The sequence below is a fragment of the Corallococcus sp. AB011P genome, assembly GCF_003611605.1.
GTDB lineage: Bacteria > Myxococcota > Myxococcia > Myxococcales > Myxococcaceae > Corallococcus > Corallococcus coralloides.
Window position 1 is genome coordinate 81,718 of record NZ_RAVX01000014.1, and the last position, 20,926, is coordinate 102,643.

At 68.0% G+C, this 20,926-nt stretch carries 20 protein-coding genes; 2 read left to right on the top strand and 18 right to left on the bottom strand.

Going from position 1 to position 20,926, the window contains the following annotated elements:
- Positions 1-12: 12 nt before the first annotated feature.
- The 17 genes from D7X30_RS28495 to D7X30_RS28575 form a co-directional block, all read right to left on the bottom strand.
- The gene (locus D7X30_RS28495; protein ID WP_120566126.1) at positions 13-378 is read right to left on the bottom strand and encodes a YraN family protein; all 366 of its coding nucleotides are present in this window, start codon (positions 376-378) and stop codon (positions 13-15) included.
- A 36-nt stretch (positions 379-414) separates the two neighbouring features.
- Complete coding sequence (locus D7X30_RS28500; RefSeq protein ID WP_120566127.1) at positions 415-2,325, bottom strand: ATP-binding protein; 1,911 nt, start codon at positions 2,323-2,325, stop codon at positions 415-417.
- Between the two features lie 101 nt (positions 2,326-2,426).
- Positions 2,427-2,825: a 50S ribosomal protein L19 gene (gene rplS, locus D7X30_RS28505; RefSeq protein WP_120525313.1), complete on the bottom strand. Its 399-nt coding sequence runs from the start codon at positions 2,823-2,825 to the stop codon at positions 2,427-2,429.
- Between the two features lie 119 nt (positions 2,826-2,944).
- Positions 2,945-3,682: a tRNA (guanosine(37)-N1)-methyltransferase TrmD gene (trmD, locus tag D7X30_RS28510; protein ID WP_120566128.1), complete on the bottom strand. Its 738-nt coding sequence runs from the start codon at positions 3,680-3,682 to the stop codon at positions 2,945-2,947.
- Complete coding sequence (gene rimM, locus D7X30_RS28515) at positions 3,679-4,230, bottom strand: ribosome maturation factor RimM (RefSeq protein WP_120566129.1); 552 nt, start codon at positions 4,228-4,230, stop codon at positions 3,679-3,681. The genes trmD and rimM overlap by 4 nt, the downstream gene beginning before the upstream one ends.
- Positions 4,227-4,511, bottom strand: a complete 285-nt coding sequence (locus D7X30_RS28520) for a KH domain-containing protein (protein WP_120566130.1) — start codon at positions 4,509-4,511, stop codon at positions 4,227-4,229. The genes rimM and D7X30_RS28520 overlap by 4 nt, the downstream gene beginning before the upstream one ends.
- A 23-nt stretch (positions 4,512-4,534) precedes the next feature.
- Positions 4,535-4,795: a 30S ribosomal protein S16 gene (gene rpsP / locus D7X30_RS28525; RefSeq protein ID WP_014397299.1), complete on the bottom strand. Its 261-nt coding sequence runs from the start codon at positions 4,793-4,795 to the stop codon at positions 4,535-4,537.
- Positions 4,796-4,898: 103 nt separating this feature from the next.
- Entirely contained in the window at positions 4,899-6,029 is a 1,131-nt protein-coding gene (gene rlmN, locus D7X30_RS28530) for a 23S rRNA (adenine(2503)-C(2))-methyltransferase RlmN (RefSeq protein ID WP_120566131.1), read from the bottom strand.
- Positions 6,030-6,117: 88 nt separating this feature from the next.
- Positions 6,118-6,933 carry a siderophore-interacting protein gene (locus D7X30_RS28535; RefSeq protein WP_120566132.1) on the bottom strand — a complete coding sequence of 272 codons (816 nt, stop codon included), beginning with the start codon at positions 6,931-6,933 and terminating at the stop codon, positions 6,118-6,120.
- Positions 6,934-7,083: 150 nt separating this feature from the next.
- A complete protein-coding gene (ndk, locus tag D7X30_RS28540) occupies positions 7,084-7,506 on the bottom strand; it encodes a nucleoside-diphosphate kinase (RefSeq protein ID WP_120566133.1) in 423 nt (140 codons plus the stop codon).
- 42 nt (positions 7,507-7,548) lie between these two features.
- A complete protein-coding gene (sucD, locus tag D7X30_RS28545; RefSeq protein WP_120566134.1) occupies positions 7,549-8,445 on the bottom strand; it encodes a succinate--CoA ligase subunit alpha in 897 nt (298 codons plus the stop codon).
- A 32-nt stretch (positions 8,446-8,477) separates the two neighbouring features.
- Entirely contained in the window at positions 8,478-9,638 is a 1,161-nt protein-coding gene (gene sucC / locus D7X30_RS28550; protein ID WP_120566135.1) for an ADP-forming succinate--CoA ligase subunit beta, read from the bottom strand.
- Between the two features lie 268 nt (positions 9,639-9,906).
- The gene (gene sdhB, locus D7X30_RS28555) at positions 9,907-10,713 is read right to left on the bottom strand and encodes a succinate dehydrogenase iron-sulfur subunit (protein ID WP_014397305.1); all 807 of its coding nucleotides are present in this window, start codon (positions 10,711-10,713) and stop codon (positions 9,907-9,909) included.
- A gap of 87 nt (positions 10,714-10,800) precedes the next feature.
- Positions 10,801-12,678 carry a succinate dehydrogenase flavoprotein subunit gene (gene sdhA / locus D7X30_RS28560; protein ID WP_120566227.1) on the bottom strand — a complete coding sequence of 626 codons (1,878 nt, stop codon included), beginning with the start codon at positions 12,676-12,678 and terminating at the stop codon, positions 10,801-10,803.
- Between the two features lie 228 nt (positions 12,679-12,906).
- Positions 12,907-13,848, bottom strand: coding sequence for a malate dehydrogenase (mdh, locus tag D7X30_RS28565; protein WP_120566136.1), 942 nt, complete (start codon positions 13,846-13,848; stop codon positions 12,907-12,909).
- A gap of 30 nt (positions 13,849-13,878) precedes the next feature.
- Positions 13,879-15,174, bottom strand: a complete 1,296-nt coding sequence (gene icd / locus D7X30_RS28570) for an NADP-dependent isocitrate dehydrogenase (RefSeq protein WP_120566137.1) — start codon at positions 15,172-15,174, stop codon at positions 13,879-13,881.
- 180 nt (positions 15,175-15,354) lie between these two features.
- The gene (locus tag D7X30_RS28575) at positions 15,355-15,906 is read right to left on the bottom strand and encodes an ATP-binding protein (RefSeq protein ID WP_120566138.1); all 552 of its coding nucleotides are present in this window, start codon (positions 15,904-15,906) and stop codon (positions 15,355-15,357) included.
- Between the two features lie 402 nt (positions 15,907-16,308).
- Between D7X30_RS28575 and D7X30_RS28580 the strand changes: the two genes are divergently transcribed.
- Together D7X30_RS28580 and D7X30_RS28585 are read left to right on the top strand one after the other, a co-directional pair.
- Complete coding sequence (locus D7X30_RS28580; RefSeq protein ID WP_199724567.1) at positions 16,309-18,456, top strand: hypothetical protein; 2,148 nt, start codon at positions 16,309-16,311, stop codon at positions 18,454-18,456.
- Positions 18,457-18,466: 10 nt separating this feature from the next.
- Positions 18,467-19,210, top strand: coding sequence for a hypothetical protein (locus D7X30_RS28585; protein ID WP_120566140.1), 744 nt, complete (start codon positions 18,467-18,469; stop codon positions 19,208-19,210).
- A gap of 6 nt (positions 19,211-19,216) precedes the next feature.
- Here D7X30_RS28585 and D7X30_RS28590 read toward each other — a convergent pair whose 3' ends face one another.
- Complete coding sequence (locus D7X30_RS28590) at positions 19,217-20,857, bottom strand: bifunctional 3-(3-hydroxy-phenyl)propionate/3-hydroxycinnamic acid hydroxylase (protein ID WP_120566141.1); 1,641 nt, start codon at positions 20,855-20,857, stop codon at positions 19,217-19,219.
- Positions 20,858-20,926 lie beyond the last annotated feature (69 nt).

Below are 20,926 nucleotides of genomic sequence, written 5' to 3' on the forward strand. Positions count from 1 at the left end.
GGACGGATTCCTTTACATGCCAGCGTCGAAGGCGGCGGGCAGATGCTCCACCCGGGCGTGCTCGCCCTGGCCCACGACGGAGATGACGTCGAAGCGCACCATGCGCCCGTCGATGCCGTTCTGGAAGAGGTAGTGCAGCGCGGCCTTCACCACCCGGCGCTGCTTGGCGAAGGACACGGTGTGTGACGGGTCTCCCCACGCCGCCGTGGAGCGCATGCGCACCTCCACGAAGCACATGAGCTCCCCCTGCTCCGCCACGATGTCCAGCTCGCCGTAGCGGCACGTCCAGTTGCGCGCCACCACCCGGAAGCCCTGCGACTCCAGCAGGCGCACGCCCTCCGCCTCCGCCAAGTCCCCCACGTCCCGCCGCGTCCCCATTCCGCCCCCGCCGCCCCTCGTGCTTCTTCGCGGCGGCTAGACGTTAACGGTGCCGTCCGACATCTGGCCGAAGCCGGGGTGGGCGGTGACGTGCAGCACCTGCGTGAGCGTGCCCAGGTGCTTGAGCATGCGGGCGACGAGGGGCAGCTTCGCCTCGTCCATGCCCGTCAGCACGTCATCCAGGAGGAAGGGGCGCTTCACCCGGGCGCACGTCTTCTCCACCACCGTCAGGCGCAGCGCCAGATAGTAGAGGTCGATGTCCTTCGGGGACAGCTCTCCCACCGGGATGCGGCTGTTCTGCGCGAGCAGGAAGGCGTTGCCCTCGCGGTCCCACTCCACGCCCTGGTAGCGCTTGTCCGTGAGCGCGGTGAGGTACTGCACGCAGCGGTCCTTCAGGAGCGCCTGCACCGACAGCATGTCGAGCGTGAGCACGTCCGCGGCCTGCGACAGCACCAGGGGGGACGGGTCCTCCAGCGGATCCACCGGTGCCGGCGTCTGGCCGGGGGCCGCGACCACCTGCACCGGGGGCGCCTTCGCCAGCGCGATGGACTCCTTCAGCCGGGACAGCTCTCGCTCCACCTCGCGCAGGTCGCGCACGTAGGTGCCCTTGGCGGTCAGCTCCGCGTTGAGCTCCTCCTGCTGCGCGCGCATCTCCTGCCCATCGCGCAGGGCACCCTGGTACTCGGCGGAGGCCTCGAACTCCTCCAGCTGCGTCTGCAGCTCCCCCAGCCGGATGCCGAGCAGATCCTTCTGCTCCAGCGCCCCGGGGATCTCCGTGTAGTCCTCCAGGTTCAGGGCCTTGACGGCCATGCGCACGGGCGCGTCCTCGAGCTCGAACTCGTCGAGGATCTTCTTCTGCCGCGCGTCCTTGCGGTTGTCCTTGGAGCCCTTGCGCGTGGCGTGCTGCAGGTCGTCCACGTAGCGCAGCGCCATCAGCGCGGCCGTGCCGAAGGCGGGGATGTTGATCAGCGCCAGGTAACGCCACATGGGCTGCGCCGCTGCGATGCCCAGGCCCACGCTCAGGCCCATGAAGAGCACGCCCGCGCCCAGGCCGCCCCAGAAGTAGCGGTTCTTCGTGAGCGGCGGCACCTTCAGCGACGCGTCCTCCAGCTCCGGATCACGATCCGTCTCCAGCCGCGCCAGCGCCTCGTCCCGCCGGGCCACCGCCTTCGGGTAGCGCTTCACGCGCGAGAGGATGTCCAGCGGCAGGCCCAGCGACTCCGGCGAGGGCGCCGCGCGCCAGGCGGTCTCCGCCGCTGAGATGGCCTCCTTGAGCCCCTCACCGCCCTTGAGTTTCGAGTCCGCCTCGAAGATGAGCGACGCCAGCTCGTCCACCTTGAACTGGAGCTGATCCACCGCCTTCGCGGTGACGAGCTCCTTCTCCAGCACCTTCACCTTCGCTTCGGCGGCCGGGACGTCCTCCGCCGGCAGCACCTGGGTGGCGGCCGCCAGCGACGGCGTGGCCCCGGAGGCCTTCGCGCCCGCGGCCGCCGCGGCCTTGGCCATGCTCTTGCGGGGCCGGCGCGACGGCAGCATCACCAGCTGGAGGCAGTACACCTGTTCGAAGGTGGTGCGCGGAGGCAGGCCCGCCTGGCCACGCAGGTACTGGTTGATCTCCGATACGTCCGTGGAGACCAGCTCCGGCTGACTGGTGGCCGGGTTGAGCCGGTGCAGCGATCCGGAGCCGCCCAGCTCGCGCAATATCCGGTACGTCATCCCGTCCTGCCCCACGAACGTCAGCGCGGCCTTGCCGGAGCGCCCCGCCGAGCCCACCAGGCTCGAGTCCCCACCCCGGCCATCCGCGAACAGCAGGGACAGCGCCAGGTTCCCGAGCGGCAACATGTCCGCGGTGGGCGGCTTGAGGATGAGGTACCCGGTCTTCAGCGGGAAGCGTCCGGTGGGAGAGAACCCACGGACGTTCTGGATGGCGACCTCGACGAAGTGCATGGCGCGCGCAGTCTAGCCCGAACGAAAAAAGGAGCGTCCAATGAAGGACGCTCCTTCTCTCACGCGGCCGCGAAGGCCGCGAGAGGGTTTCTGCGGACCTACTAGCCCTGAGCGGCGGCGGCCTTGGCGGCCTTGGCGGCGGCCTTCTCAGGATCCACCTGCACGTCCACGCGCGAGGCCTTGCCCTTCAGCTCGCGGAGGTAGAACAGGCGCTTGCGGTTCACGTCGCCGCGGGTGAGGACCTCGATCTTCTCGTAGCGCGGGCTGTGGATGGGGAAGATGCGCTCCACGCCGACGCCGAAGGACATCTTGCGCACGGTGAAGGTCGCGCGGTTCGTGCCCTTGGTCTTGCGGATGACCACGCCCTCGAAGGCCTGCACGCGCTCCTTCTCGCCTTCCTTGACCTTCCAGTGGACGCGAACGGAATCACCCGTGCGGAACGCGGTGATGTCCTTGCGCAGGAACTTGTTTTCGACGTGCTCGATGAGGCTGCGGCGCATGACGGACTCCAGAAAGCGGAACTTGACGCGTAGGACGCGTGGAAAAGAGCGGGCCGTCCTAGCAGAGAGCGCCGGGACGAACAAGCCTGCAACAAAAGGTTCCGCGAGAACACGCAGGGTTACAACGCTTCTTCTTCCCTGGCGAGCAGTTTCTGATCCGCTTTGCTGAACACCAGCCGCGCGAACAGGTCCGGCCGCCGCTCCTGCGTGAGCTTGATGGCCTTCCACCGGCGCCACCGGGCAATGCGGGCGTGATCGCCGGACTGGAGGGCAGCAGGCACCTCGGCCCCCCGGAAGACAGGCGGCCGGGTGTAGTGCGGGTGCTCCAGGAGGTTTTCCTCGAAGCTCTCCGCCACGGAGGACGCCTCGTTGCCCAGGACGCCCGGCACCAGCCGCGCCACCGCGTCCACCACCGCCATGGCCGCCACTTCGCCGCCAGTGAGGACGAAGTCGCCCAGGGACAGTTCGCCGTCCAGGAAGGGCATCACCCGCTCGTCCACGCCTTCATACCGGCCGCAGACGAGGATCAGCCCGGCTTCGTGCCGCGCCAGCTCCCGCGCCGTGGCCTGCGTGAACGTGGGCCCCCGGGGGCTCATCAGGAGCGCCTTCGCTCCGGGCTGACGGGCCCGGGCTGCTTCGATGGCGGCCACCAGCGGCTCGGGCTTCATCACCATGCCGGCGCCGCCGCCGTAGGGCGCGTCGTCGGTGACGCGGTGCTTGCCCCCGGCGTAGTCGCGCACGTCGGTGAGCGTGACGGAGAGCAGCCCCTTCTCCTGGGCCTTCCCGAGGATGCTCGCACCCAGGTAGCCGGACACCATCCCGGGGAACAGCGTGAGCAGCTCCACGCGGTAGCTCACCCGCCGTCTCCAGACTCCTCCGGCGGCTCGTCCGCATCCAGGTACTCCGGAGGCCGGATCACGATGCGCCCCGCGGGCACGTCCACCGCCGGCACGAACTCATCCGCGAAGGGCACCACCAGCTCCGGCCGGCCCTTCGCGCGGATCACCAGGTTGGGCACTTCACCGGTGGCCCAGACCTCCTCCACCGTGCCCAGGGAGGCGCCCTGTTCGTCCACGGCGTTCAACCCCACGAGGTCGCCCTGGAAGAACTCGCCCTCCTCGGGCGGCTCCAGGTCCTCGCGGTAGACGAACACCTTCGCGCCCACCAATGCCTCGGCGGCCGTGCGGGACGCCACGCCCTCGAAGAACACCAGATCCTCCTTGTTGGCGGGACGGAAGGTCTCCAGGGCGTACTCGCGCTCTTCGCCAGAGCGCAGGCGCAACCAGACACGCTCGACGGTGCCGAGCGTCTCCGAGGCGGGGTCGAAGCTTCTGACCGCCACCTCGCCGCGCAGCCCGTGCGCACGGGCCACGTAGCCCAACTCCAGACAGGCCTGCGCGCTCACTGCGCGGCGTCCGGAGCAGGCGGCGCCGGGGGAGAACCCGGAGCGCGGCGATCGTCGAGTATCTCCAGGCGGACCTTCTGGCCCAGCTTCTGGGCGGCGGCGTTGATCAGCGTCCGGAGGGCGTTCACGGTGCGCCCATCACGTCCGATGACCTTGCCGACGTCCTCGGGGGCGACCTTCAGCTCATAGAGCCGGCCGCCATCCGCCTCGGAGATGCGCAAAGTGACCTGGTCGGGTTGATCAACCAGGGCCTTCGCCAGATACGTGAGCAGCGGCTCCACGTCTTGTCCAGACGGGGGCGTGCTCAGGCGGTGGTCGCCGGGGCCTGCTTCTTCGCCGTCTTGATCAGGTCCGCGACCGTCTCGGAGGGCAGCGCGCCGCTCTTCAGCCAGTAGTTCAGCCGCTCCTCGTTGAACTGCACCTTCGCGGGGCTGTGGTTGGGGTCGTAGGAACCGACCTGCTCCAGGAACTTGCCGTCACGCGGGCTGCGCGAGTCGGTGGCAACCACGTGGTAATACGGCATCTTCTTGGCGCCCGCGCGGGCAAGACGGAGGACAACGGCCATGGATCGCTCCAGCGAAATCGTGTGACTTCTACGGTAACAGTGCGGAGGGGGGCGCTCTTAGCGCTCTGCCGACTGGATTGTCAAGGAAGCTCGGGTGCTTATGTCACGTCGGGGCTTCCGCGGCCGTCTCGTCGCGATTGGCGAGCTGGCCACAGGCCCCGGCGATGTCCCGGCCCCGGTTCTTCCGGATGTATGCCGCGACGTGCGCCTCGGCAAGGATGGCCCGGAACTCCTCGGCCCGCTGCTCGCCCGTCGTCTGGAACCCCAGGCCGGGGTTCTCGTTGTACGGGATCAGGTTCACCTTCGCGGGAATGTCGCGCAACAGCTCCTTCAGCCGGTGCGCGTCCTCGTCGCTGTCGTTGAACCCTTTGAGCAGCACGTACTCGAAGGTGATGCGGCGGCCCTGGCGCAGGGGGAACTTGCGGCAGGCATCCAGGAGCGCCTGGATGTTCCACTTGCGGTTCACCGGCATCGTCTGGCTGCGCTGCTCGTCCGTGCTGGCGTTGAGCGAGATGGCCAGCTTGACGTCCGTCTCCTGGCCGAAGCGCTCAATCATGGGCACCAGGCCCACGGTGGAGACGGTGATGTGCCGGTGGCTGAAGTTGGGCCCCTCCTCCGACTGGAGGATGGCGAGCGCCGTCTTGAGGTTCTCGAAGTTGTGGAGCGGCTCGCCCATGCCCATGAACACCAGGTTCGTGAGCGGACGGAGCGTCTCCAGGCTCTCGTTGCGGCGCACCTCGCGGTTCACCGCGTGCACCTGGGCGACGATCTCTCCAGCCGTGAGGTTGCGCTTGAGGCCCAGCGTGCCCGTCATGCAGAACGAGCAGGCCATGGCGCAGCCCACCTGCGTGGACACGCAGAGCGTCTTGCGGTCCTCCGCCGGCATGTAGACGGACTCGATGAAGCGCCCGTCGCGCGTCTTGAATCGGTACTTGATGGTGCCGTCGACGCTGCGCTGCTCCAGGTCCTTCACCAGCGGGACGATCTCCGCCTTGACCCTGAGCTTCTCGCGCAGGGCCTTGGACAGGTCCGTCATCTCGTCGAACGAGGTGGCGCCGCGCTGGTGCAGCCAGCGGTAGAGCTGCGCCGCGCGGAACGGGCGCTCGCCCAGCTGCTCGCTCAGGAACAGCGCGAGCTTCTCGCGCGACAGGCTGCCCACGTCGACCAGCTTGGCGGGGGCCGGCACCGGCAGGGGCTCGGTGACAGGGAGGGCGGTGGCGGTAGGCTCGGACATCGTTCAGTCGGGGCTAACGGAAGGCAATGGGGCGTGCTTCCCACAAGAAGGCACGGCAAGTCAAAGGAGTGCCCGCCCCCTTCCCTGCCTACCCCTTCGAGTCGTGGTGCTCGGCGACGCCGCGCTTCCAGTAGCCCGTCACCCGCATCCAGCTCTTGTTCAGACCGCGCTCGTTCACCAGGTGTTCCCGGATGGGCTTGAGCGACGTGGACTCGCCCGCCACGAACACGAACCCGTCCCCCGCGGGCTGGGTCCAGGCGCGCAGCGCGTCCTCCAGGTGCTTCGTGGAGCCAGCCTCCGCAGTGCCCCGGTGCAGCCAGGTGACCTGCACGTCCGCCTTGCTGACGAGGGGCTGCTCCTCCGCCGCGTCCGCTACCTCGATGAAGGCGAACGCGCGCTTGCCCGCCGGCAGCTCCTCCAGGCGCCGCGCGATGGCCGGCAGCGCGCTCTGGTCCCCCGCGAGCAGGTACCAGTCGAAGTCGTCCGCCACGTCGTGCGTGCTGCGCGGACCGCCAATGCCCATGAAGTCGCCGGGCTTCGTCTGCTGCGCCCACTGAGACGCGGGGCCTTCTCCGTGCAGCACGAAGTCGATGTCCAGCTCCCCGGCCTTCGAGTCGAAGCGGCGCGGCGTGTAGTCGCGCGACGCCGGCTTCTCGAGCCCCTCCGGCATGGACAGGCCGTTGGGTCCCACCACCGGCATGTTCGGCTTCTTCACGCCAGGCTTCGCGAAGAAGCACTTCACGTGGTCATCCGCGCCAGGGGACGTGAAGCCCTCCAGCTCCGGGCCACCCAGCGTCACGCGCACCATGTGCGGCGACAGCCGCGTCACGCGAAGGACTTCCAGCAACCGCAACTTCACCGGGAACGGCCCACGACGGGCCACGCGCTCCGAATCGCCGCTCATGCGTGCTTCCTTGCCGATTGTGATTTTCATTATCGATAGCAAGGACCGTCCGGCGGGGCAACCGGATACGGAGCGCGGAAAAGACGACGGCCCGGGTCCGCGCCTCGTGGGGCGTGGACACCGGGCCGCTGTCACCAGGCTGGAAGCTGCTCAGCCCTGGATCTCGGTCTCGCGGAAGAAGTACGCGATCTCGTTCTTCGCGTTCTCCAGGCTGTCCGAGCCGTGGACCGTGTTCGCGTCGATGCTCTGGGCGAAGTCCGCGCGGATGGTGCCCTTGTCGGCCTTCTTCGGGTCCGTGGCGCCCATCAGGTCGCGGTTCTTCAGGACGGCGTTCTCACCCTCCAGGGCCATCAGGACCACCGGGCCGGAGATCATGAAGGACACCAGGTCCTTGAAGAACGGCCGGGCCTTGTGGACGGCGTAGAAGCCCTCGGCCTCGGTCTGGGACAGCTGCTGCCGGCGGATGGCGACGGGCTTCAGGCCCGCCTTCTCGAACCGGGCGATGATCTCGCCGACGTGGTTGTTCTTCACTCCGTCGGGCTTGATGATGGAAAGCGTGCGCTCGATGGCCATGGTGTTTGGCTCCTCGTGTGTGTGTCGTGTGAAAGGTTCGGCTTAGCGCTTCGGGGGGCCGCGCTTGACGGCCTCCTGCAGCGTGGTGCCCAGCTCGGCGGGGCTGGCGGCCATCAGGATGCCCGCGGCCTCCATCGCCTTGATCTTCTCCGAGGCCGTGCCCTTGCCGCCGGAGATGATGGCGCCCGCGTGGCCCATGCGCTTGCCCGGGGGCGCGGACTGACCGGCGATGAAGCCGGCGATGGGCTTGGTGAACTCGCGCTTGACGTACTCGGCGCCCTCTTCCTCCGCGCTGCCGCCGATCTCACCGATCATGATGACGGCGTCCGTCTCAGGGTCGGCCTGGAAGAGCTTCAGCACGTCCACGAAGTTGGTGCCATTGACGGGGTCGCCGCCGATGCCCACCGCGGTGGACTGGCCCAGGCCCAGCTGCGTCAGCTGGTGCACGGCCTCGTAGGTCAGCGTGCCGGAGCGGGACACCACACCGATGCGGCCCGGCTTGTGGATGTGGCCCGGCATGATGCCGATCTTGCACTTGGCGCCGGGGGTGATGACACCCGGGCAGTTCGGGCCGATGAGGCGCACGCCCGGCTTGCCCTGCAGGTAGCGCTTGGCGCGTACCATGTCGTTGACCGGGATGCCCTCGGTGATGGTGATGATGAGGGAGATGCCCGCGTCCGCGGCCTCCATGATGGAGTCAGCGGCGAAGGGCGGCGGCACGAAGATGACGGACGTGTTCGCGCCCGCCTGCTTCACCGCGTCGGCCACCGTGTTGAACACGGGGACCTTGCCCTCGAAGGAGGTGCCGCCCTTGCCCGGCGTGACACCGCCCACAATCTTCGTCCCGTACTCCAGCATCTGCTTGGCGTGGAACGAGCCCGCCGAGCCGGTGATGCCCTGGACGAGGACCTTCGTGTTCTCGTTGACGAGGATGCTCATGGCGTTCTTTCAGGAAAGAGGGAGCGAAGGCCCTACTTGATGGCCGCCACGGCCTTCTCGGCCGCCTGGCGCAGGTTGTCCGCGGGGGTGATGGCGAGGCCCGAGTTGCGGAGCAACTCCTTGCCCTGCTCCACGTTGGTGCCTTCCAGGCGAACGATGAGCGGGATCTTCAGCTGCACTTCCTTCGCCGCCGCGATGATGCCGTCCGCGATGACGTCACACTTCATGATGCCGCCGAAGATGTTGACGAGCACCGCCTTGACCTGCGGATCCGCGAGGATGAGCTTGAAGGCCGCCGTCACCTTCTCCTTGCTCGCGCCGCCGCCCACGTCCAGGAAGTTGGCCGGAGCGCCGCCCACCAGCTTGATGGTGTCCATGGTGGCCATGGCCAGACCCGCGCCGTTCACCATGCAGCCGATGTTGCCGTCCAGCGCGATGTAGGCCAGGTCGTACTCCTTGGCCTGCGTCTCGCGGGGCTCCTCCTCCGCCAGGTCGCGGTACTCCAGCAGGTCCTTGTGCCGGTAGAGCGCGTTCTCGTCGAAGGTCACCTTCGCGTCGAGCGCCACCACGCCGCCGCTCTTGCGGATGACCAGCGGGTTGATCTCCACGAGGGACGCGTCCGTCTCCATGTACATCCGGTAGAGCGCGGAGCAGAACTGGACGAACTTGTTCACCGTGGGGCCCGACAGGCCCAGCCCGAAGGCCAGCTCGCGGCCCTGGAAGTCCGCGAAGCCCACCGCGGGGTCCACGACGGCGCGGAGGATCTTCTCCGGGTGCTTCTCCGCCACTTCTTCAATCTCCACGCCGCCCTCGGTGGACGCCATGAAGGTGACGCGGCTGGTGGCGCGGTCGAGCGTCACGCCCAGGTACAGCTCCTGGCCGATGTCGAGACCTTCCTCGATGTAGACCTTGTGGACCTTCTGCCCTTCCGGGCCGGTCTGGATGGTCTTGAGCATCATGCCCAGGATCTGCTGGGTGAGCGCCTTGGCCTCCGCGGGGCTCTTGGCCAGCTTCACGCCGCCGCCCTTGCCGCGGCCACCCGCGTGGATCTGCGCCTTCACGACGACGACAGGCGTGGCGAGCTCCTTCGCCGCGGCCTCGGCCTCATCGGGAGAGAGCGCGAGGATGCCGCGCGGCGTGGGCACGCCATACTTCCGGAAGAGTTCCTTGCCCTGGTACTCGTGGATCTTCATCGAATCTCCGGGTGGGACGAGGGGAGACGAGGACAACCCCTACACGGGGCGTCAACGCGGGCCCTCATTGCGCAGAAAACGACGGATGGCAAGGCCGTTTGGCCTCCAGCGTCGCGACGGGACACAGGCTCCGCCCCTCAGCAATAACACCCGGTGTCCGGGCGAATGAGGCGGCCTTCATCCAAATGGCCACGGCCCCGCCCGGCACCCCAGCGACAGGGGGCGCAGGCACGGGGCCGCGAGCAAGCCAGGACGGCGTCCGGGAGGGTTACCCCGGGCCGGCGGAGGCCTTCTGCTCCTCTTCCTTGAAGAAGATGTCCTTGATGATCAGCTTGCTCACCTCGCGGTTCATCACCGCGATGGAGGTGGTGAGGGGGATCTCCTTCGGGCAGACCTTCACGCAGTTCTGCGCCTTGCCGCAGTCCTGGATGCCGCCAGGGCCCATGAGGGCGCGGGTGCGCTCCTCCGCGTTCAGCTTGCCCGTGGGGTGCATGTTGAACAGGCGGGCCTGGCTGATGGGGGCGGCGCCGATGAAGTCGTTGTCCAGGGTCACCTGGGGGCACGCCTCCAGGCAGCTGCCGCAGGTGATGCACGTGGACAGCACGTACATCACGGAGTGGTCCTTCTGCGACTGGCGCGGGCCGGGGCCCAGGTTGTACGTGCCGTCGACGGGGATCCACCCCTTCACGCGCTTGAGCGACTCGAACATGCGGTCGCGGTCCACGGTGAGGTCACGCACCACCGGGAACTTCTTCATCGGTTCCAGGGTGATGGGCTGCTGGAGCTTGTCCACCAGGGCGGAGCACGCCATGCGCACCCGGCCGTTGATGTTCATGGCGCAGCTGCCGCACACCTCCTCGAGGCACGCGGAGTCCCACACCACGGGGGCCACCTTCTTGCCCTCCACGGTGACGGGGTTGCGCTGGATCTCCATCAGGCAGGAGATGACGTTGGCGCCCTTCGCATAGGGAACCTTGAACTCTTCGAAGTGGCCGGGCTTGTTCGGATCATCCTGCCGCCAGATGCGGAAGGAGATGGTCTTCGAGCTGACGGCGCTGGCCTGTGCGGTGTCCATGGTGCGGCTGCCCTTCCCTTCACTGCCAAATCAGGTGGCGGAAACCCGCGCCTGGAAGCACGCGGGCCCGGAAAGAAAACGAACGCCTTACGCGTACCACCGGGGCTCGGGCTCCAGCACCGGCGTGGGCAGGTCCTGGTAGGAGATCTGCGGGCCCTGGGCGGCGTAGGTGGCGATGGTCGTCTTCGCCCACTTCTCGTGGCGCTGGCGCCACAGGGCCATCCACTCCGGATCCTTGGTCGGGTCCTTCACCTTGGGCTCCGGCAGGGAGAAGTCCGGCTTGTAGTGGGCGCCGCGGCTCTCGTCGCGCAGGAGCGCGCTGGTGGCGATCACTTCGCCCAGCTCCAGCATGTTCCACACCTGGTTGGTGTACGAGAGCGCGCGGTTGGCGACGACGCCCGTGTCCAGCACGTTGACGTTGTTCCAGCGCTGCTTGAGCTCGCGGACGCGCTCGATGGTCTTCTTCAGGCGGTCGTTGTAACGGACGACGGTGCAGTTCTCCGTCATCACCTCGCCCAGCTCCTTGGCGATCTGGTACGGGTTCTCCTGCCCGTTCATCGCCTTGATGGTGGCGAAGCGGTCCTGCCAGTACTTCTTCGCGTCCGCGAAGTACTTCTCCGGCATCGCCGCGGCGCTGGTCTCCTGGTTCTTGGCGAAGGCCACCATCGCCGGGCCGCCGATCATGCCGGAGTAGATGCAGGACAGGAGCGAGTTGGCGCCCAGGCGGTTCGCGCCGTGGAAGGCGTAGTCCGCCTCGCCGGCCGCATACAGGCCGGGGATGCGTGTGCTCTGGTTCACCGGGCTGCCGTCCAGCGGCGTCTGGGTGCGCGAGTCAGCCTCGAAGGAGACGTGCAGGCCGCCCATCGAGTAGTGCATGCCCGGGAAGATGACCATGGGCGTGTGGCGCGGATCATCTCCGACGAACTTCTCGTAGATCTCCATCACGCCCTTGATCTTCGCGTCGAGCGTCTTGGCCGGGATGTGCGTCACGTCCAGGTACACACCGTCGCGCCCGCCCAGGCCCATGCCCAGGTCGCGGCAGACCATGAAGATCTCGCGCGTCGCCACGTCGCGCGGCACCAGGTTCTTGTACTTGGGGTACTTCTCTTCCAGGAAGTACCAGCGCTCGCTCTCCGGGATCTCCCGGGGGTTGCGCGTGTCACCCTTCTTCTTGGGCACCCAGACGCGGCCGCCCTCGCCGCGCACGGACTCGCTCATCAGGCGCAGCTTGTCCTCGCCCGGGATGGAGGTGGGGTGCACCTGGATGAACTCACCGTTGGCGTACAGCGCGCCTTCCATGTACGCGCGGCCCGCGGCGGTGCCGGTGTTGATGATGGAGTTGGTGGAGCGCCCGAAGACGATGCCCGGACCACCCGTGGCAAGGCACACCGCCTCCGCCGGGAAGGTGCGGATCTCCATGGTGCGCAGGTCCATGGCCACGCTGCCGATGCAGCGGCCGGACTCGTCCTTCACCGTGCCCAGCCACTCCCAGTACTCGTACTTGGTGACCTTGCCCTCCGCCTCGTAGCGGCGGACCTGCTCGTCCAGCGCGTAGAGCAGCTGCTGGCCGGTGGTGGCGCCCGCGAACGCGGTGCGGTTGTGCAGGGTGCCGCCGAAGCGGCGGAAGTCCAGCAGGCCTTCCGGCGTGCGGTTGAACGTCACGCCCATGCGGTCCAGCAGGTAGATGATGCCGGGCGCCGCGTAGCACATGCCCTTCACGGACACCTGCTCCGCGAGGAAGTCGCCGCCGCGCAGCGTGTCCTTCACGTGGATGTCCGGGTGGTCGCCCTCACCCTTCGTGTTCACCGCGCCGTTGATGCCGCCCTGGGCGCAGACCGAGTGGGAACGCTTGACGGGGACGAGCGAGAGCACGTCCACCTGGTGACCCGCCTCCGCCAGCTTGATCGTCGTCATCAGCCCGGCGAGACCGCCGCCCACCACCGTGAATCGCGCTGCTGCCGCCATCATCGTCTCCTTGACCACCGGCAGCCGGGGGGGTGCCTTCACGGGGGGCCGCTGAAGTCCTGCTTCGCGACGCTGCCCCGCTCCCGTGCCAGGTGCGAGTCCAACACGCTAGTTAACTTGGAAAAATACCGCCGCAAGGACGGTGGGCCGGGGGATAAGCCCGGATCATTCACGGCATCAGGCGGGGCCCGCCAGCAGCATCCGGCGGGCCCTGCCGACGACCGGGGACTACAGCTTCACGAGGTCGACGGTGCCCTTGACGGAGGTGAACGACTTGTTCAGCTCGGCCTTCTCCGCGTCGTTCAGCTCCACCTCGATGATCTTCTCCACGCCGCCCGCGCCAATCTGGGCGGGGACGCCGAAGAAGAAGTCGTTGATGCCGTACTGGCCCTTGAGCAGGGCGGCGGCCGGCAGCACGCGCTTGCGGTCGAAGAGGAAGCTCTCCGCCATGGCGATGGAGGAGGAGGCCGGGGCGAAGTAGGCGCTGCCCGTCTTGTACAGGCCCACCAGCTCCGCGCCGCCCTTGCGGGTGCGGTCGATGATGGCGTCCAGCTTGTCCTTGGCGATGAGCTGGGTCAGGGGCACGCCGCCCACGGTGCTGTGGCGCACCAGCGGGACCATGTCGTCGCCGTGGCCGCCGAGCACCAGCGCCTCCACGTCACGGATGGAGCAGCCCAGGGCCTCGGCCACGAAGCACTTGAAGCGGCTGGTGTCCAGCACGCCCGCCATGCCCACGACCATGTTGTCCTTCAGGCCGGCGATCTTGTGGAGCGCGAACACCATCGCGTCCAGCGGGTTGGCCACGTTGATGACGAAGGCGTCCGGGGCGTGCTGCTTGATGTTGCCCGCCACGTCCTTCATGATCTTCAGGTTGACCTCGAGCAGGTCCTCGCGGGACATGCCGGGCTTCCGGGGCACGCCGGCCGTGATGATGATCACGTCCGAGCCCGCGACGTCCTTCCAGTCCGTGGAGCCGGTGACGCGGCTGTCGTAGCCATCCACCGCGGACAACTGGTTGATGTCCAGCGCCTTGCCCTTGACCAACCCCTCCGCCGCCGGGATGTCGTAGAGCACCACGTCGCCAAGGTTCTTCTGGACCGCCAGCAGCGCCAGGTTGCCGCCGATCTGACCGCCACCGATGAGGCCGATCTTCTTCTTCTTGTGAGCCATGGTTTCGCCCTCCTGCTTTGGGGGTGGGGACTACATGTGCTTGATGATGGCCTGACCGAACTCCGAGCACTTCACCTCGGACACGGTCTCCTTCGTCTCCAGCTTCATCAGGCGCGCGAAGTCGTACGTCACGGTGCGCGCGGCGATGGCCTTGTCCATGCCCTTGATGATCAGGTCCGCGGCCTCGTGCCAGCCCATGTGGCGGAGCATCATCTCGCCGGACAGGATGACGGAGCCCGGGTTCACCTTGTCCAGGTCCGCGTACTTCGGCGCGGTGCCGTGGGTGGCCTCGAAGACGGCGTGGCCGGAGACGTAGTTGATGTTGCCGCCCGGCGCGATGCCGATGCCGCCCACCTGCGCCGCGAGCGCGTCCGACAGGTAGTCGCCGTTGAGGTTGAGCGTGGCGATGACGTCGAACTCGTCCGGACGGGTCAGCACCTGCTGCAGGGTGATGTCCGCGATGGAGTCCTTGATGATGACCTTCCCGGCGGACACCGCGGCCTTCTGCTCGGCGTTGGCGGCGTCCTCACCCTTGGCGGCCTTGGTGGCCTCCCACTGGTCCCAGGTGTAGACCTTGTCACCGAACTCACGCGCCGCGAGGTCGTAGCCCCACTTGCGGAACGCGCCTTCGGTGAACTTCATGATGTTGCCCTTGTGGACCAGCGTGACGCTCTTGCGCTTGAGGTCCACCGCGTACTGGATGGCCGCGCGCACCAGGCGCTCCGTGCCTTCCTGGGACACGGGCTTGATGCCGATGCCCACGTTCGCCGGGAAGCGGATCTTGCCCGCCTCCTTGGGGAACTCCTGCTTCAGCCAGCCCAGGAACTTCTCCGCCTGCGCGGTGCCGGCCTCGAACTCGATGCCCGCGTAGATGTCTTCCGTGTTCTCACGGAAGATGACCATGTCCACCTTGTCCGGCTGCTTCACCGGAGAGGGCACGCCCTTGAAGTAGCGCACGGGGCGCAGGCAGACGTACAGGTCCAGCATCTGGCGCAGCGCCACGTTCAGGGAGCGGATGCCACCGCCCACCGGCGTCGTCAGCGGGCCCTTGATGCCCACCAGGTACTCGCGGAACGCGGCGACCGTCTCGTCCGGCAGCCAGTTGTTCACCTGCTTGAAGGACTTCTCGCCGGCCAGCACTTCGTACCAGGAGATCTTCTTCTTGCCGCCGTAGGCCTTCTCCACCGCCGCGTCAAACACGGCCTGCGAGGCCTTCCAGATGTCGCGGCCAGTGCCGTCGCCCTCGATGTAGGGGATGATCGGGTTGTTCGGAACGGTCAGCTTGCCGTTCTGCAGGGTGATCTTCTCGCCAGAGGGAGGCGCCATGAACGCAAACTCCTGATTGAGACCGGGGTCTTGAGAGGCGGCGGATAGTCGGGAACCCGCCCCCGGTCGTCAAGGAGTTTGGCCGCACGTCCCCCTGGGTTGGACGCACCCGGGGGGTCCCGCGCTTATCGCAGCCAATGGTCCGGAAGCAGGATCGTTCTTCCGGACTTGGACGCGCGGCTAGAAGCTCGCGAGCCCGGGCGCCGGCAGGACGACGCTCACGGCCGTCCCCTCCTCCAGGCGATCCACCGCCAGCTCGCCACCCATGGCGTCCACCAGCTCCCGCGCGCGGGCAAGCCGCCGCTGGGTGCCGCCCACGCGCAGGGGCGACAGCACCACCGAGCGCGTCTCCCGTTCGGACAGGCTCACGCCCGGCATCACCACCTGGAAGCGCGGGCCCGTATCCCCGAAGTCGTCCGGCGGATCCACCACCACGCGCACGGAAGGCGCAGTCGGCGGGGCCACGTCCGCCGCGTGGGCGACGAGCAACAGGAGCACCTGCTCCAGACGGCGCCGGCTGACCCGGGCGATCACCGGATCCTCGGGGAGCTCCAGCGCCACCTCCATGCCGCGCAGCCGCCGCGTCGCGCCGAGCAGCCCCAGCGCGTCCCGCACGCACACCGCCACGTCCACCTGGAAGACGTCTGGAAGGTCCACGGACTCGAGCCCCTGGCCACCGGACGAGGCTCCCGCGTCCGCCGGCGATCCCTTCACATCCAGCGCTGCGCTCATTCGCGGCTCACTTCCCCAGCCAGTCCCAGAAGTACCGACCATAACGGCCCCCCCTGACAGGGTCCATTGCCCGTCAGCCCCGGGCCGCCACCACTTATTCACGTGAAGGAGGGTTACAGCCCTGCGCCACATTGCTGATAATGATGCGCACGCTGGGTCCGTATTGCTCCTCGGAAAACCCGTATACGTCCGGTCAACTACGACCCAGGGTGAGTCAGGGGCGGGGACAGAAAAACAGCCCAGGCATATAAATTCGATTTGACTGTTACGGCCGAGATCTTCAATATGTCTTCCCAGAATCCAGAGCCGTCAGCGTCTCCAGTGAATCAGGGAGGAAGTGTTGTGCTCGCAACATCGCCGACCACGAACGGTAGCGCTGCCCGCAAGAGGGGAGTCCTGACGATGGATGGAGGGATCCCGGCGTCCTCGAAGTTCCGGCATGCGATCGAATTCGGCAGTGGCGACGCGTTGCGCAACGTGATTCCCCTTCCCCCCGCTGAAGCCGCCCTGGATGACTCGGGCTACTCGCTGCACGGCAGCGGCCCCACGGCCATCACCTGCGCGGTGGGCCGCCCGGACGCGGTGCTGGGTGAAGTGACGCGGCTGTCCCCGACGGTGGTGTGGGTGGCCCCGCGGCAGCCGCTGGCGGACCCGACCGAGTCGCGCACCTTCCCGGTGTACCTGGCGTGCAACGGCGCCACGATTGGTCCGCTCAATGGCGCCTTCATCCGGACGGACATGGACGTCCCGAACGCGCCGGTGGGGCTGCAGCTGGTGGGCGTGACGCTGGAGCAGGGCCGTCAGATCCTGGGCTTCCTGTCGGACGCGCTGCGCCAGGGCGTGGCGGTGCCGGCGGCCTCCGCGCTGCCCGTGCAGGACATCATCACGGACGCGGAGCGGATCCGCTCCATCTTCACCGCCATCTGCGCGTCCGGGAACAAGGGCGTGCTGCGCCGCCAGGGCCGGGTGGTGCGCATGGTGCTGGAGCGCTTCCACTCTTCTTCTGGTCAGCTGGAGTGGCGCACGGAGGAGTCCACGCCGGACTTCGGCGAGCCGGCGTACGACATCGACGTCATCGGCTACAACTCCGCGTACCGCCTGCGCGTGGAGACTGGCCGCACCGAGGGCGACCGCCTCTTCACGCCCCTGCCCGAGCAGCTGTTCCGCATCCGTCACCGCTGGCACCGCCGCGTCACCGCCCCCGAGGGCGTGCACGCCCGGTTCCACCACCCGCTCTGGCGGGAGCAGGGGCTGATGCGCCGCGAGGTGCTGGATCTGTCGTTCTCCGGCCTGTGCATGCGCTGCCAGCCGCAGGACCTGCTCTTCCCCGGCCTGCTGCCGCCCCTCATCGAGCTGGAGCTGGGCGACGGCCAGCGGGTGAGCGTGCGCGGGGAGATCCGCTACGTCAGCGGCCTGCGCGCGGACGGCACCGTGCTGTGCGGCCTGAGCGTGCTGCCCTACTCTTCCGACGAGGCGCGCTGGGTGCGCTTCGTGTCCCAGACGATGTCCCCGGCCACGCGCACCAGCGAGGGCCTGGTGGATGAGCTGTGGGACCTGTTCAACCGCTCCGGCTTCTTCAGCCTGGGCGGCAGCACCCCGGCGGAGTTCGAGGAGCTGAAGCAGAACTTCGCGTCGCTCGCGAAGCGCGCCGCGGAAGTGCCGCAGCTGTTCTGCAACGCGGTGTGGCCGTCCGAGCGCGGCATTGAAGCGACGCTGTCCTTCACCAAGCCGTACCGCAACGCGTGGCTGGGCCACCAGGTGGCGAAGCGGCCCGGCAAGCCGCCGGAGGGGTTGAAGGAGGCGGGCGCCATCATGCGCGACCTCTACCTGCGCACCTTCGAGCACCCGCAGAGCGACCCGGACTTCCACTGGGTGGTGGCCTACGTGGAGGCCCTCAACCCGTGGATCAACAAGGCGCACGTGAAGTACGCGCAGCGCCAGATGGAGGCCGGTTCGTCCCTGGCCTTCACGCGGAAGATCCAGAAGATGAAGGCCTTCAGCAACGAGCTGACCGGCCGCGTGCACCCGTACACGGTGGGTCCCGCCACCGCGAGCGAGCTGAGCCTGCTGGCGGCGACCATCGCCCAGCAGTTCCCCGAGTGCTACGTGCAGTCGTTGGACCTCACCCGCGACCGGCTGGACATGGGGCCCGTCACGGCGAAGTGGAAGAGCTTCGGCATGGAGCGCGAGCGCACCGTCCTGGTCGCCCGCCGTGATGGCGTCCCCCACGCCGCCGCCGTGGTGGAGCTGGGCCAGCTGGGCGCGAACCTCTTCCGCCTGCTGGACAACACGCGCCTGTTCTCCCTGCTGGGGGATGGAACGCGCGCGTACTCGGCGCTCCTGGACGCGGCCCGCCGCTGGTACGCCGCGCGCAACCGCCCCTCCTTCCTCTATCTGCGCGAGGACGAGGGTGGCGACTACGTGCAGGAGTGCGGCCTGCACGACGGGCCGGATCCCTACCTGTGGATCATCTCCGCCAAGCTCGTCCCGGACTTCCTGGAGCACATCAGCGAACTCACCATCGGGCGCCGTGGTGCCCACTCCCGTTGAGGATTCCCCCATGACCAAGCCCCTCGTCGAAGAGCAGTACCTCCCCCACGTCACCGACGTCCGTCACCTGCTGGCGACCGGTCCCCACGTGACGACGCTGCTGGACCCCAACGTGGAGCCCGCCCTGCTGGAGGCCTTCCTCATCCAGCTGTGTGCCCTGGGCGTCTACATGACGGAGCCCGTGGACGGGTGGATCCGCCGCGCCGGTGAGGCGTGTGTGAAGGCGGGGATGGTGGACGTGGGCGAGAAGCTGATCACCCACGCCAAGCACGAGGCCGGTCACCACCTGATGATGGTGGAGGACACGAAGAACCTGGTGGCCAGCTGGAACGCGCGCCGCTTTCCCAAGCTGGACGCGGAGGCCCTGATGGCTCAGGCCCCCACCCAGGCCATGCAGGAGTACCGGCAAATCCACGAGGAGACCATCGCCGGCCCCATGCCGGGCGGCCAGGTCGCCATCGAGTACGAGATTGAGAACCTGTCGGTGGTGTTCGCGCCCCGCCTCATCGAGCAGTGCAAGGCCGTGCTGGGCCCGGACGTGATGAACTCGCTGTCGTTCATCAAGGAGCACGTGGAGCTGGACGTGGGCCACACGGCGCTCAACGAGGTCATGCTCAACAAGCTGCTCGGCCAGAAGCCCGAGCACGCGGCGACCATCGCGAAGACGGGCGCCCGTGCCCTGGACATCTACCTGCGCTTCTACGGCGACTGCATGGCGAAGGCGAAGCAGCTGCTCCAGTCCGCCGCCGCCTGAGAGGCCTCAGGCCCCGAGCTGCGCCGCCCGCCGGGAGCCGCGGTTGCCCCAGCGGGTGAGCGGGCGGATGCCCTGCTTCAGGGAAGCGTGGACCTGCGCGACGGCCGCGCTGTTCGTGGCCGCGTAGACGTAGCGGTCCGGGCGGAGGACGACCAGGTCCGAGCCGTGCTGGGCGAACCACTCGCCCAGCTTGCCCTCCAGGTCCACCACCTCGCCGGAGCGGCCCGCGCCGGAGCGCGCCGCCGGGGCCACGGACAGCCACACACCGCCGATGTCCTCCGCCATCGCCTTGGCGGCCTGCTGGACGTCCGCGGGCGCACCCGGCCGCGTCAGCACCGCGAAGCGCTGGCCGATGATGTCATCCAGCGGGCGCTCCCCTTCTTCACCGTGCTCCACGCGCGGCTGCGGGAAGTAGGCGCCTTCCGCCGCCTGCTTGGACTTGCCGCGCTTGCCTCCGAAGAGGAACCCCTCCGCGTGGAAGAGGTTCGGCTTCATCTTGTACTCGCGGATGAAGGGTCCGGTGACGGGCATGTGGTACAGCAGCTTGATGAAGGCGTTGCGCGCGCGGGCCATGAACGGGCCGCCCGACGCCAGCATCGAGCCCAGCGAGTCCGACATCCGCATCATCTCCGCGGCGTGCGGCCGGCGCTCCACCTCGTAGGTGTCCAGCAGCGACGCGTCCGCCGCGCCGCCCAGCACGTGCGCCAGCTTCCAGGTGAGGTTCGCCGCGTCACGCAGGCCGGAGCACAGGCCCTGCCCCAGGAACGGCGGCATCAGGTGCGCCGCGTCTCCGAGCAGGAACACCCGCCCCACCCGCCACTTCTCCGCCATGCGGCTGTGGTAGGCGTAGAGGTTGACGCTCTTCACCTTCACGGTGTCCGGGTCGATGAAGGGCGCGATGATGCTGCGCACGTACTCGGGGGTCTTCACGTACTCCAGGTCCTGCCCCGGCTTGATCACCGTGTCGAAGCGCATCTCGTCGTGCGCGGTGCGCGTCACGATGCCCACGCGCTCCGGGCCGCAGGGGTAGTAGGTGAAGTCCGGCGCGGACGACTGCGTCTCCACGGAGACGGCCAGCGCGTGCTCCAGCGCCGTGGTGCCCTCCAGCTTCAGGCCCAGCCGGCGGCGGATACCGCTCTTGGCGCCGTCGCACGCGAGCAGGTAGCGCGCACGCACCGTCATCGTGCGGCCGGACACGTTGTCCTTCACGCGCACGGACACGCCTTCGTCGTCCTGCATGAAGGATTCGACTTCATGGCCGCGCCACATGCTGACGTGCGCGAAGCGCTCCATGCCCCGGTGCAGCGAGGCCTCCAGGCGGGGCTGGTTGAAGAGCGCGCCGATGTAGTGGCCGTTGGGGCGCTCCACCTTGGTGAAGTCCACCTCGGCGAGCATCCGCATCTCGTCGTCCACGTAGGTCATCTTCAGGCACGGGTGGAAGCCCGGACCCAGTTCCCCCGTGAGACCCGCAGCCTGGAAGATGCGCTGCGCTTCGTCGTCCGCGTTGATGGCGCGGGACTGGGTGTGCGCGGTGGTCTCCTTCTCAATGACCACGGTGCGCAGGCCGTACTGGCCGAGCAGGTTCGCTGCCATGGCACCCACCGGGCCGCTTCCGACAACGATCACATCAACAGATTCCGGAGCCATTACTCCCTCCCGTTGTGTGCCAGCTGATCCGTTTTGAACCGAGCGACCGAGCGACCGAAGCCCCCCTCG